Source organism: Anaerostipes sp. Marseille-Q3525 (assembly GCF_018223505.1).
In the GTDB taxonomy this organism is placed as follows: Bacteria; Bacillota; Clostridia; order Lachnospirales; family Lachnospiraceae; genus Anaerostipes; species Anaerostipes amylophilus.
In genome coordinates this window covers 123,486-135,690 of sequence record NZ_JAGTTT010000003.1, presented here as the reverse complement: position 1 = coordinate 135,690, position 12,205 = coordinate 123,486, and the positions used below count along the sequence as shown (strand labels likewise).

Below are 12,205 nucleotides of genomic sequence, written 5' to 3'. Positions count from 1 at the left end.
GTGGTTGAGATTATGCCTAGTGTTGAGAACACACAAGCAAGGATTTTAGTAATAGGAGTCGGTGGAGCTGGTAACAATGCAGTAAACCGAATGGTTGATGAGAATGTCCAGGGTGTAGAACTCGTGGGTGTGAATACAGATAGACAGGCTTTATCTTTATGTAAAGCAGAAACAAAGATTCAGATCGGAGAGAAACTGACAAAGGGACTTGGAGCAGGAGCAAAGCCTGAGATCGGGGAAGCGGCAGTTGAAGAGAATCGTGAAGAGATCACAGAACTGGTTCAGGGATCTGATATGGTATTTGTAACATGTGGAATGGGTGGAGGTACTGGTACAGGTGCAGCACCGATCATTGCCGAGATTTCCAAAGGTCTTGGAATCTTAACAGTCGGAGTTGTGACAAAGCCATTTACATTTGAAGGAAAACCTCGTATGAATAATGCAATGTCAGGAATTGCCCGTCTTCAGGATCAGGTAGATACAATGATCGTCATTCCAAACGATAAGTTATTACAGATCTGTGATAAGAGAACAACGATTCCAGATGCTCTGAAGAAAGCAGATGAAGTATTACAGCAGGGTGTACAGGGAATTACAGATATGATCTATAACCCAGGACTGATCAATGTCGATTTTGCAGATATCCAGACAGTTATGAGAGACAAAGGTATCGCGCATATCGGTATGGGTGTTGCAGACGAAGAACTCGAAGCAATCAAGACAGCGATGGAAAGTCCATTGCTTGAAACAACGGTTGCAGGTGCGACAGATGTTATCGTTAACTTCGCAGGTGCTGTTGGAATGTTAGAAGCGCAGCAGGCTGTAGAATACTTAAAGGATGAGGCTGGAGATGATGTCAACGTGATCTTTGGTACAGTTAATGCTGATTTTGGAGACCAGATCAGTGCAACGATTATCGCAACAGGTATCAAATCAGGAGATATCACAGGAAATGCAAGAACTGGATTTGCAGCAACAAAGAAAGCAAAACCAGCTCCACAGCAACAGACACCAGCATTTTCAGGGCAGCCAATCCATAATGGAAAGGTGATGGAAGAACAGCCAGAAGAAACATCACAGCAGACAAGCTATGTTTCAGAAGCAGAGATGGAAGAGATTGAGCATGAAAGCACAAAGATCAACATTCCAGAGTTCTTATTAAAGAGCAGAAGAAGATAATTTCTTTGACAGATAAATGATAAAACGAAAGCGTGTAGAATTTTGAAAGTTCTACACGCTTTTTTCTTAATTATTCGATATAATCTCCACGAGTGAAAACAAGTTCATAATCAATACTTGCAAGTCTTCTTCCAAGACATCCGGCACATTCTGCCGCTTCTTCTCCGGTACAGATTTTATTATCATACAAAGAATAATCTTTTCTTACCGCAACAGGAGAAAGATTCGGCATTACAACATTCGCTCCGGCAAGAATGCCTTTTTCTCGTCCACGGGGATCAATGGTCCCAAGTGCTGTTGTGGCAGGAAGCAAAAGATGTGGATTCATAAGACGCAGGATACTTGTTAGATAAGTGGTGAGCTCCACAGTTCCAGAAGGATAATCTTTAAATTTTGTATCATGATGAGGTACAAAAGGTCCGATTCCAACCATTTGAGGATCAAGTTTTTGAATAAATAAAAGGTCATCCACAAGATTCTCAACAGTCTGATAAGGTGCACCAACCATAAATCCAGTACCAACCGCATACCCAATCTCTTTTAGATTCCATAGACATTGAATCCTGTTTTCTAAAGATAGACTTTCAGGGTGCAATTTCTGATAAAGTTCTGGAGTAGCAGCTTCATGGCGAAGCAGATATCGGTCGGCTCCAGCATCGTATAACTTCTGATAGCTTTCTTTGGAACGTTCCCCAAGAGAAAGGGTGATCGCACAATCTTGATAACGTTTCCTGATCTCAGAAACGATCGGAACCATTACATCATCACTATAATGAGGATCTTCCCCGCCCTGAAGGACAAAGCTTCGATAACCAAGTTGATAACCATTTTCACAGGCAGAAAGGATTTCATCTTTTGACAGACGATAACGGTTTGCATGCTGATTACTTCCTTGAATACCACAGTAATAGCAGTTGTTTTTACAGTAATTGGTAAACTCAACTAATCCGCGGGGAAAAACACCATTTCCATAGATTTTTACAGCTTCTTCTCTGGCAAGGGAAGCTAGATAAGATGCATTTTCTTCATCACGTTCTTTAATGAGAGTGATAAATTCACCTCTTGTCAGTGTATGTTCTTTATGTAAACGATCGATTAATTCGTGTAAATTCATAATATCAAACTCCTTTTTTGTCTATAAGAAATATAACATATAATAGAGGAAAAGACCAAAGAAATATGATAGAATAAAGGAAAATGTTCTTAAATTTCAGGAAAAATCGAGACACAAATGGAAAAAGCAATGGTATCAATGATCAAAGTTTTGGTACTAAATAATAAAATTGCAACTTTTCATTGATTGTGATAGAATAAGAAAGTTAATCTTGGCATGCTTTGTAAATGCCATGGAAACTGATAGAGAAAGATGCTAGAAAGAAGGATATAAATGAAGCGCGAAGATGTGAGAAATATTGCAATCATTGCCCATGTCGACCATGGAAAAACGACTTTAGTAGACGAGATGTTAAAACAGAGCGGAATCTTCCGTGATAATCAGGAAGTCGCAGAAAGAGTCATGGACTCAAACGACATCGAGAAAGAAAGAGGAATCACGATCCTGTCTAAGAATACAGGAGTTATGTATAATGGAATCAAGATCAATATCATCGATACACCGGGCCATGCGGATTTTGGTGGAGAAGTAGAACGTGTACTTAAGATGGTAAATGGTGTTGTATTAGTAGTTGATGCATTCGAAGGTCCAATGCCACAGACAAAGTTCGTATTAAAGAAAGCCTTAGAGCTTGATCTGTCTGTGATCGTATGTATCAATAAAGTAGACCGTCCAGAAGCAAGACCAGATGAAGTTGTCGATGAGACATTAGAATTATTAATGGAATTAGATGCAGGAGACAAACAGCTTGACTGTCCATTCGTATTTGCATCAGCCAAAGAAGGATTTGCAACATTAGACCTTGATGGTGAAAAGAAAGATATGAAACCATTATTCGAGACAATTATCGACCATATCGAAGCACCAGAAGGAGATCCAGAGAAACCATTGCAGGTACTGATCAGTACAATTGATTACAATGAATATGTTGGACGTATCGGAATCGGTAAAGTGGATAATGGTGAGATCGCAGTCAATAAAGAATGTATCGTAGTGAATGCTCATGACCCAGAACGTAAAGAAAAAGTCCGTATTACCAAATTATATGAATTTGAAGGACTTGATAAAGTAGATGTGAAGAATGCACAGGTAGGATCTATCGTAGCAATCTCAGGAATTTCAGATCTGTCTATCGGAGATACGATCTGTGATGTGGATGGAGCAGAGGCAATTCCATTCCAGAAGATTTCAGAGCCAACAATTTCCATGCAGTTTATGGTAAATGACAGCCCTCTTGCCGGACAAGAAGGTAAATATGTTACATCAAGACACATTAGAGACAGATTATTCAGAGAATTAAATACGGATGTCAGCCTTCGTGTAGAGGAAAGTGAGAATCAGGACAGCTACAAAGTATCCGGACGTGGAGAATTACATTTATCCGTACTGATCGAGAACATGCGCCGTGAAGGATATGAATTTGCAGTCAGCAAGGCAGAAGTATTATACCATTACGATGAGAATGGAAAGAAATTAGAACCAATGGAGATCGCAGTCATTGATGTTCCAGAAGAATTTACAGGAGCAGTTATTGAGAAGTTAAGCCAGAGAAAAGGTGAACTTCAGAATATGACAGCCGCCAATGGAGGATATTCAAGACTTGAATTCTCTATCCCATCCAGAGGACTGATCGGATATCGTGGAGAATTCATGACAGATACAAAAGGAAATGGTATCTTAAATACACTGTTTGATGGATATGGACCATACAAAGGAGATATCCAGTATCGTAAACAGGGATCATTGATCGCATACGAAGCAGGAGAAACGATCACATATGGTCTGTTTAATGCACAGGAGAGAGGTACATTATTCGTAGGACCTGGTGAGAAAGTATACGGAGGAATGGTCATTGGACAGACAGGAAAGACAGAAGATATTGAGATTAACGTATGCCGAAGCAAAAAGCTTACAAATACACGAGCTTCAGGATCAGATGATGCATTAAAATTATCTCCTCCAAAGATCTTAAGCTTAGAGCAGGCATTAGAATTTATTGATACCGATGAATTACTGGAAATTACACCAGAAAACATCCGTATCCGTAAGAAGATCTTAGATCCAACAATGAGAAAACGTGCAAAATTCTCATAAAATAACAAAATAATTTACGGTTAGTTATAAAATGTCGAAAAAGTGGGGCTAACTTTGTCGAATGGTTTTTCTTCTAATTGTGGCCAAATTGGAATAGGATTTAAAGTATACTAATAGGACACAAGAAGGGAGAAAGAGTATGACAGAGCAGGGAATCAATCATAATCAAGTGGAGGTTTGCGGACGTATCAATTCAGCATTTGAATATAGCCATGAGATTTTCGGAGAAGGATTTTATACAGTCAAACTTTTAGTAAACAGATTAAGTGAAGCAACAGACGAGATACCATTACTTGTATCAGACAGACTGATAGACGTCAGTAAAGATTACACAGGGATGCTTGTAAGGGCATGCGGACAGTTTCGTTCCTTTAATAAGCATGAGGAGAACCGTAATCATCTGATCTTATCCGTATTTGTCAGAGATCTGGAATTCATTGACAACATGGAAGGATACAGACCAAATCAGATTATTTTAGATGGATTTATCTGTAAACAGCCAGTGTATAGGATGACACCGCTTGGAAGAGAGATTTGTGACATCTTGCTTGCGGTGAATCGTTCTTATGGCAAATCTGATTACATACCATGCATTTGCTGGGGAAGGAATGCAAGATTTGCAGGAAATCTTGAAATTGGTTCAAGAATTCAGTTGATCGGAAGAATCCAGAGCAGGGAATACCAGAAAAGGATTTCAGAAAATCAGCTGATCAAACGGGTAGCATATGAAGTGTCTGTAAATAAACTGGAGTTTCACGAAAAGGATAAAGAATAAGTTGTATTTATAGTATCAGAAATGATATAATATCCTAAACCAAATATATTACTACAAAAGGAAGATTCTTTGAGGTGAAAAGATGGAAGGACGAGTGGAAGTATACTGTGGCCAGGGCAGAGGAAAGACATCCTGTGCGATTGGTCAGTGTGTGAAAGCAGCCGGGCAGGAAAAGCAGATCATCATGGTTCAGTTCCTTAAAGGGAAAGAAACAGAAGAATTAAGCTTTTTCAAACGTTTAGAACCAGAAGTACAGTTGTTTCGTTTTGAAAAATATGAAAGACCATACGAAGAGCTAAGCGATGAAGAGAAGAAAGAACAGGATCATTTTATTTATAACGGTTTAAAATACGCACATAAAGTCATAGACACAAGACAGTGTGACGTTGTCGTTTTAGATGAGGTGCTTGGACTTTTGGATCTTGGACTTTTAAAGACCGAAGAACTAGTGGAGATGTTAGAAAACCGAAGTGACGATCAGCTGATCATCATGACGGGAAGACAGATTCCAGATGAATTGATACCATATACAGATGCGGTATACTGCATCAGTACGGTCAAAGAATCTCAATGTTGATGCTACACAGGATGATAGGAGGAAAGAAAAATGTCAATTTTTACAGGTGCAGGTGTTGCATTAGTAACACCATTTAAAGAAGATTTATCGGTGGATTATGATCAGTTAGAGAAATTTATTGATTTTCAGATCGATAATGGAACAGACAGTATCATTATCTGTGGAACTTCAGGAGAAGCTTCTACAATGTCTCATGATGAGCAGATCGAGGTAGTCAGCGCATGCGTTTCTCATGTCAATGGAAGAATCCCAGTTATCGCAGGAGCAGGAGCTAACTGTACAGATGAAGCACTGAATCTTGCTAAGAGATCAGAGAAAGCAGGAGCAGACGGACTGTTAGTTGTAACACCATATTATAACAAAGCAACACAGAAAGGTCTGGAAGAATATTATACAACAGTTGGTAATTCTGTAGACATTCCAATCATCATGTACAATGTACCAGGAAGAACAGGAACAAACATCCAGCCAGCAACAGCAGTGAAGATTGCCAAGAGTGTTGATAACATCGTAGCGATCAAAGAAGCAAGCGGAGATATCGGACAGGTGGCAACACTTGCAGCATTAGCAGATGGATGTTTAGATATCTATTCAGGAAATGACGATCAGGTAGTACCTCTTCTTGCATTAGGTGGAAAGGGTGTTATCTCCGTATTATCTAACGTAGCACCAAGGGAAACTCATGACATGGTTATGAAGTTTTTAGATGGGGATGTTAAAGGAAGTTTAGACATCCAGTTAAAATACATGGATGTGATCCATAACTTATTTAGTGAAGTAAATCCAATCCCTGCAAAACGTGCAGTTTCAGAGATGGGATATTGCAGAAATATCGTAAGACGTCCATTGACAGAGATGGAAGAAGATCACGCACAGGTATTAATTAACGCAATGAAAGAAGCAGGAATTCTTTAAGGAGTTACAAAAGATGGTTAAGATTATGATGCATGGCTGCAATGGAGTCATGGGACAGGTGATCAGTAAGATCATAGAAGAGACAGAAGGAGCCGTTATGGCATGTGGTGTAGATCGTGTGGATGACGGACACAATGATTATCCAGTATTTACAGATATTAACTCATGTGATGTGGAAGTTGATGCGATCATTGATTTTTCAGCCGCACCAGCAGTTGATGGATTATTAGATTTTGCAGTTGAGCGACAGATTCCAGTTGTATTATGTACAACAGGATTAAGTGATGAACAGTTAGAGAAAGTTCATGAAGCAAGCAAAAAGACAGCAGTTCTTCGTTCAGCAAATATGTCATTAGGAGTGAATACATTATTTAAAGTATTAAAATCCATGACAAAATTATTAGCAGATGCAGGATTTGATATTGATATCGTAGAGAAGCATCACAGAAGAAAATTAGACGCACCATCTGGAACAGCAATCGCACTTGCAGAAGCTGTGAATGAACCATTAAACAACGAATATGAGTTTGTTTATGACAGAAGTCAGAGACGAGAACAGCGTCCAAAGAAAGAGATCGGAATCTCAGCAGTCAGAGGTGGAACAATTGTTGGAGAACATGAGATCATCTTTGCAGGACAGGACGAAGTCATCGAATTAAAACATACAGCATATTCAAGAGCTATCTTTGGAAAGGGAGCAGTCAGTGCAGCCCTTTACTTAGCAGGAAAAGAAGCTGGTATGTATGATATGAGTGATGTCATTGGATAAGAGATAAGAGTTTAAAGACAATAGATACATTCGCCATTAAGACAGTGTGTTTATTGTCTTTCTTTATGGCAGGAGAGATAACATGAGTAAGATAAAGATTGCATTTTTTGATATTGACGGGACATTGATCGATCCAGAGAAGAAAAGAATAACAGACAATACCAAAAAAGCATTATTAAAGCTTAAGGAAAATGGAGTTAAGATCTGTATTGCAACAGGAAGACCGCCAGAAAAAGTTCCAGATTTCAAAAGTGAAGGAATAGATTTTGATGCATTTTTGACGTTTAATGGTTCTTATAGTTTTAATGAAACCGAAACGATCTTTGAAAATCCGCTGGATAAAGAAGATGTAAAACAGATCATCCAAAATGGAGAAGAAATGGGACATCCTGTGGTATTAGCGACAAAGGACAGGACAGAAGCAAATGGATTAGAAGAAGACCTCGTTGAATATTTTTCCATTGCAAATCAGAGGATCAAGCTTGCAACAGATTTTGAGGAGCTTTCAAAAGATGAAGTATTTCAGATCATGATGGCAGGCGGTAAGGATGAATATAAAGCGATGCTTAAAGATACAAAAAGAGCAGCAGTGGCAGTATGGTGGCCGAAAGCTGTCGATATCATTCCGTCAGATGGAGGAAAAGGCGTTGCAGTTGAAAAGGTTTTAGAGTACTACCATTTGAGCAAAGAGGAGGCAATGGCATTTGGAGATGGTAACAATGATCTTGAAATGCTAAAGACCGTTGGACTTGCAGTGGCAATGGAAAATGCATCCAAAGAGTTAAAAGAAGCAGCTGATGTAATCTGCGGGCATGTATCAGAGGATGGAATTTATACATATTGTAAAGAAAATAATTATTTTGAATAAAAAAAGAATGGTTTCAGATACCTTGTGTAAGAAACCATTCTTTTTTATAGGAAAATTTGATGTTAAACAATATTAGGAATGAACTTTTTTTGCTTTTGGATATATTTTTTTCATTTTCTGGTCATTATAATGAGTATCAAGAAATCTTTCGAAACTATTGGAAGCAGGAACCTGTTTGTCTCTCTGATCATAACGGATCAAGGCAGATAAAGACATCAGCATATTAAGTGTCATAAAAACAACGACAAACCATGTAAAAACAGTTCCAAAAGCGATTGGAAGTTTTTCAATCAGTCCGGATAGTAATGGATAGATCTTTTTAAACCAGGCAACCGTTGCAATTCCCCAGAAGAAACAATAAAGAAGATTGATTCTTCCATTCAGATTAAAAGGCATCTTACTGTAATCCCAGAACACCTTTCCGAAGACAATTTCACTTAGAACACTGCACAAATATTCATAAGCACCTCCAAGAAATGTTCCCATCAAAAATAAAAAGCTCTCAGAACAATCTTTATAACGATATAAAAGTAAAGTAACTCCAGCAAAAGCAAATCCCCAGACAATACTGAACGGACCCCATACAAGGCTGCTGCGGCTCATCCAGACACCCATCTTTAAACGGCAAAAGATCGTTTCAATGATATCACCAAGCAAGGAACCTATAAAAAACAATAAAAAGACTTTATAAAAACCACAGCCCTGAGCAAAGACGCCCGTTTTTGGAATTGTTGGAAGTTTTAATTTGCGCTGTGGATAAGCACGTTCGACACGGTGTTCCACGTAAGAAGTTATCAACTTATTTAACCTCATGCTGATCTTTGTAAGATATGCATCTGCAGATTCCCAACGCCGTTTATCGATATTTTTCCCAAAAACAACGATTGCCGTGGCTAGTATATCAATGATCAATATTGTAAGCAGAGTAAAGATAATAACGTGGCGTATCAAGGCAGGAATCATTTTGTATATAGTAAAAATGAAAGGATTTGCAAATCTGACACCAAGATATCCAAGAATTCCCCAGAAGATTGAATGAGAAACACAAATATAACCATCCAGATTCCATTTATTTTCAGAATAATCCCACCAACGTTCATGATAAAAATGTTCAATGAAATGTCCTCCAAACCACTCAATGACAGTGGCATCGATCATGGCAACAAGAAAAATCCAAAGGCCAGTCATCTCATGGGTATTGATCGTGATGATCACAGCACCGATACCGTAAGAAATACAAAGTGGGGAATTAATAAATCCACGGTTTACAAAACGCTTCTGATTAAATGCTGCCTGTATCACTTCCAGAATCCATCCAGTAAAAGAATAGAGGAAGAAAAGAAAGCATAATTCAAATAATGTTTTTATCATATGTAAAGCTCCTTTTTTGTTAATAATGTATTCAGTATATAAAAAATGACAAAAAAATACAAGAAAGAAAATCATTGTTTCACAAACTGCACAAAAACATCTGATAAATTCTTCACAAAATTTCTGAACAAATGTAAAAATATATATGAAAAAATAATTCACTTTGACATAATTTCAGAGAATATGTATTGAAAAGCAAACAAAGATTGACTAGAATAAAGGCATAAAGATTGATACAACTTAGAAAGCAGCAAATGAGAAAGGAGTATCGTCCAATGAAGAAGATTGTAGATGATTGGAGACTGATCTATAAGGTTTGCAGCCTGTATTATGAAGATGATATGAGGCAACAGGAAATCAGCGACTATCTTGGAATATCCAGAGCGACAATCTCAAGAATGCTTCAGAAGGGAAAAGAAAGCGGAATTGTACGCGTGGAAGTGGTCAATCCGATTCAGTTCACTTATGGAAAACTTGAAAAAACACTGGAAAGAAAATATGGTCTGAAAGATGTGATCGTTGTTGAGAATAGTTCTCTTGATACCAGACAGGAATCTCTGAATAAGATGTATGAAAAGGCAGCACTTTATTTGTCACAGTTTTTCCGTGATGGAGATTATATTGGAGTATCTATGGGATTTACTTTACATAATGTAGCGAGAACTCGAAGATCATTTGCGAAAGATAATCAGTATATGTTTGTACCAATCGTAGGAGGCATCAGTCCAAACAGTATTAATGGAGTAGATGTCCAGAGTAACCAGATTGCAAGAGAATTTGCAGATAAATTTGGTGGAAACTATACACAGTTTCTTGCTCCAGCACAGTTCTCAGATAAGAAGATCAAAGATTATTTCTTAGAGGAAAAGTCAGTGAATTTTATCTTCGATGACTTTGAAAAACTGGATACAGTTGTTATGGGAATTGGAGCAAATGATACAGGAACAGATTCCACACTGATTCATGCCGGATATATTACGGATGAAGAACTTCAAAGTTTCGCAGACAATGGTGTTGTTGGAAATGTGGCTCTGCAATTCTTTGATTCCGAAGGAAAAAGAGATAAATTTCAAGGATTCAACGAAAGAATAGCAGGAATGCCCGCAGAGCAGATTAAGAAGATCAGAAACCGAATTGGTATTGCAGGTGGAGTAGAAAGGGTGAAAGCAGTTAAAGGTGCAATTGCTGGAGGATATATCAATATATTGATCACCAACAATGAATGCGCTGAAAAGTTATTGTAGAACCGCAGAAAAAGAAACTAATCAAGATAAAAAAGATATATTTTTATTAGTTTTCTTTTTTTGAACAAAATATTTGTAAAAATAACACAAAAATGAGAAAAAAAGTAAAAATAAGAACAAAAAAAACAGCGGAAAAACCGCTGCATGGAATCAGTCAAGCAGAGCAAGTGCTGTTTCCTTGGTAGTGAAAAATGAGTTGATCAGATGAAGAGATAAGGCAGAATGAATAATATCTTTCTTATAAATTCCTTCAGCAATACCAATAGAAACACGAGCATGTTTAGACGCTTTAAAAATATCAGCACGAATGATTCTCTTTGTAAGTTCTGTCTCTATAAGTTTTGAATCAGAAGTTAAAAAGTGCAAAGAGATATCACCAATGGCACCAGAGTTCTTCAGTTGAGTAACTTCGTCAGCAGAAAGAATACCATGTCTTGTTAGAAAAGAGGTTTCAAAAGTTCCAATCCCTGTGACGATGATATCTGAATTCTCAGCAAGATTAAGGATTGACTGAACTTTTGAGTTCGAACTTAAAGTTTCGTATTCTTCTTTAGAAGAACAGAATGCTGGAAAATGAAGCAAATGGGATTTACCACCTGTCAGATCAGCTAACTGGATGACGTTATAGTTTGGCAATGTATCAAATGAGGCACCGAAACTTCCAGCGAGGGGAACGATCTGAATGTCAGTAAATTTCAAAGGATGGATATGGCGGATAAATCTTGAAATAGCATTTCCCCAGGCTACACCAATGATATCGGTTGGTTTGATCTGTGAAATGAAATAATTCACAGCAGCTATGGAAAGGTAGTCCCTCGATGTGTCGGAGTTGTCGATAACACACGCATATTCAAGCTGGTATTTATCACAGAGTTGTTGCTCGAGCTGAGTATTTCCAAGGATTGGAGACTCAATTTCAATCTTAACGATACCGAGTTCTTCAGCACGGGTAAGAAGTTTTGATACCCATGGTCTTGAAATATTAAGTTTCTTGGCGATTTCTTGTTGAGAGAGTTTGTCTTTGTAATACAAAGTTGCGATCAAAGTGATTCGATCTAACATAGCATCATTGTTTTCTATTTTTTTCATAGGCATCATCCTTTATAAATGTAATTTTAATCGTGAAAAGCACAAATGTGACATCTTTTTAACAAAATTATATTGTAAAAATCGCAGAAATTCAAGAAAAAATGGATAAGAAAAAGAAAAAAATACGAACAAATGTAAAATAATGATATATATGGAACAAAGGATACCAAAGTCCAATGTAGATCAAAGGGCCCGATTAGAAGGATGAGG

At 37.8% G+C, this 12,205-nt stretch carries 11 protein-coding genes; 8 read left to right on the top strand and 3 right to left on the bottom strand.

Annotation, left to right across the window (positions count from 1 at the left end):
- Positions 1 to 12: 12 nt before the first annotated feature.
- The gene (ftsZ, locus tag KE503_RS02880; RefSeq protein WP_212384463.1) at positions 13 to 1,179 is read left to right on the top strand and encodes a cell division protein FtsZ; all 1,167 of its coding nucleotides are present in this window, start codon (positions 13 to 15) and stop codon (positions 1,177 to 1,179) included.
- 70 nt (positions 1,180 to 1,249) lie between these two features.
- Here the strand turns inward: ftsZ and hydE are convergent, their stop codons facing one another.
- On the bottom strand, positions 1,250 to 2,293 hold the full coding sequence (gene hydE / locus KE503_RS02875; protein ID WP_022374908.1) for a [FeFe] hydrogenase H-cluster radical SAM maturase HydE: 1,044 nt from the start codon (positions 2,291 to 2,293) through the stop codon (positions 1,250 to 1,252).
- A gap of 273 nt (positions 2,294 to 2,566) precedes the next feature.
- Here hydE and typA point away from each other — a divergent pair, with 273 nt between their 5' ends.
- The 6 genes from typA to KE503_RS02845 all read left to right on the top strand — a co-directional run bounded on the left by typA (position 2,567) and on the right by KE503_RS02845 (position 8,291).
- The gene (typA, locus tag KE503_RS02870) at positions 2,567 to 4,387 is read left to right on the top strand and encodes a translational GTPase TypA (RefSeq protein ID WP_212384430.1); all 1,821 of its coding nucleotides are present in this window, start codon (positions 2,567 to 2,569) and stop codon (positions 4,385 to 4,387) included.
- 139 nt (positions 4,388 to 4,526) lie between these two features.
- Positions 4,527 to 5,162 carry a single-stranded DNA-binding protein gene (locus KE503_RS02865; RefSeq protein WP_055198513.1) on the top strand — a complete coding sequence of 212 codons (636 nt, stop codon included), beginning with the start codon at positions 4,527 to 4,529 and terminating at the stop codon, positions 5,160 to 5,162.
- An 82-nt stretch (positions 5,163 to 5,244) separates the two neighbouring features.
- A complete protein-coding gene (locus KE503_RS02860) occupies positions 5,245 to 5,739 on the top strand; it encodes a cob(I)yrinic acid a,c-diamide adenosyltransferase (RefSeq protein WP_212384429.1) in 495 nt (164 codons plus the stop codon).
- Positions 5,740 to 5,769: 30 nt separating this feature from the next.
- Complete coding sequence (dapA, locus tag KE503_RS02855) at positions 5,770 to 6,654, top strand: 4-hydroxy-tetrahydrodipicolinate synthase (RefSeq protein ID WP_022375195.1); 885 nt, start codon at positions 5,770 to 5,772, stop codon at positions 6,652 to 6,654.
- A gap of 13 nt (positions 6,655 to 6,667) precedes the next feature.
- Positions 6,668 to 7,423: a 4-hydroxy-tetrahydrodipicolinate reductase gene (dapB, locus tag KE503_RS02850; RefSeq protein WP_117944736.1), complete on the top strand. Its 756-nt coding sequence runs from the start codon at positions 6,668 to 6,670 to the stop codon at positions 7,421 to 7,423.
- Positions 7,424 to 7,505: 82 nt separating this feature from the next.
- Positions 7,506 to 8,291: a Cof-type HAD-IIB family hydrolase gene (locus tag KE503_RS02845; RefSeq protein WP_022375197.1), complete on the top strand. Its 786-nt coding sequence runs from the start codon at positions 7,506 to 7,508 to the stop codon at positions 8,289 to 8,291.
- Between the two features lie 72 nt (positions 8,292 to 8,363).
- Here the strand turns inward: KE503_RS02845 and KE503_RS02840 are convergent, their stop codons facing one another.
- Positions 8,364 to 9,662 (bottom strand): putative ABC transporter permease, encoded by a 1,299-nt coding sequence (locus tag KE503_RS02840; protein ID WP_212384428.1) that lies wholly within the window; start codon positions 9,660 to 9,662, stop codon positions 8,364 to 8,366.
- 275 nt (positions 9,663 to 9,937) lie between these two features.
- Between KE503_RS02840 and KE503_RS02835 the strand changes: the two genes are divergently transcribed.
- Entirely contained in the window at positions 9,938 to 10,906 is a 969-nt protein-coding gene (locus KE503_RS02835; protein WP_055198509.1) for a sugar-binding transcriptional regulator, read from the top strand.
- 150 nt (positions 10,907 to 11,056) lie between these two features.
- Here KE503_RS02835 and KE503_RS02830 read toward each other — a convergent pair whose 3' ends face one another.
- Positions 11,057 to 11,995 carry a sugar-binding transcriptional regulator gene (locus tag KE503_RS02830; RefSeq protein WP_212384427.1) on the bottom strand — a complete coding sequence of 313 codons (939 nt, stop codon included), beginning with the start codon at positions 11,993 to 11,995 and terminating at the stop codon, positions 11,057 to 11,059.
- Between the last annotated feature and the right edge of the window lie 210 nt (positions 11,996 to 12,205).

Excerpts from the sequence above, each read along its gene's own strand:
- KE503_RS02845 (WP_022375197.1), top strand. The coding sequence starts at position 7,506 with ATGAGTAAGATAAAGATTGCATTTTTTGATATTGACGGGACATTGATC.
- KE503_RS02835 (WP_055198509.1), top strand. The coding sequence starts at position 9,938 with ATGAAGAAGATTGTAGATGATTGGAGACTGATCTATAAGGTTTGCAGC.
- KE503_RS02840 (WP_212384428.1), bottom strand. The coding sequence starts at position 9,662 with ATGATAAAAACATTATTTGAATTATGCTTTCTTTTCTTCCTCTATTCT.
- dapB (WP_117944736.1), top strand. The coding sequence starts at position 6,668 with ATGGTTAAGATTATGATGCATGGCTGCAATGGAGTCATGGGACAGGTG.
- hydE (WP_022374908.1), bottom strand. The coding sequence starts at position 2,293 with ATGAATTTACACGAATTAATCGATCGTTTACATAAAGAACATACACTG.
- dapA (WP_022375195.1), top strand. The coding sequence starts at position 5,770 with ATGTCAATTTTTACAGGTGCAGGTGTTGCATTAGTAACACCATTTAAA.
- KE503_RS02865 (WP_055198513.1), top strand. The coding sequence starts at position 4,527 with ATGACAGAGCAGGGAATCAATCATAATCAAGTGGAGGTTTGCGGACGT.
- typA (WP_212384430.1), top strand. The coding sequence starts at position 2,567 with ATGAAGCGCGAAGATGTGAGAAATATTGCAATCATTGCCCATGTCGAC.
- ftsZ (WP_212384463.1), top strand. The coding sequence starts at position 13 with ATGCCTAGTGTTGAGAACACACAAGCAAGGATTTTAGTAATAGGAGTC.
- KE503_RS02860 (WP_212384429.1), top strand. The coding sequence starts at position 5,245 with ATGGAAGGACGAGTGGAAGTATACTGTGGCCAGGGCAGAGGAAAGACA.
- KE503_RS02830 (WP_212384427.1), bottom strand. The coding sequence starts at position 11,995 with ATGAAAAAAATAGAAAACAATGATGCTATGTTAGATCGAATCACTTTG.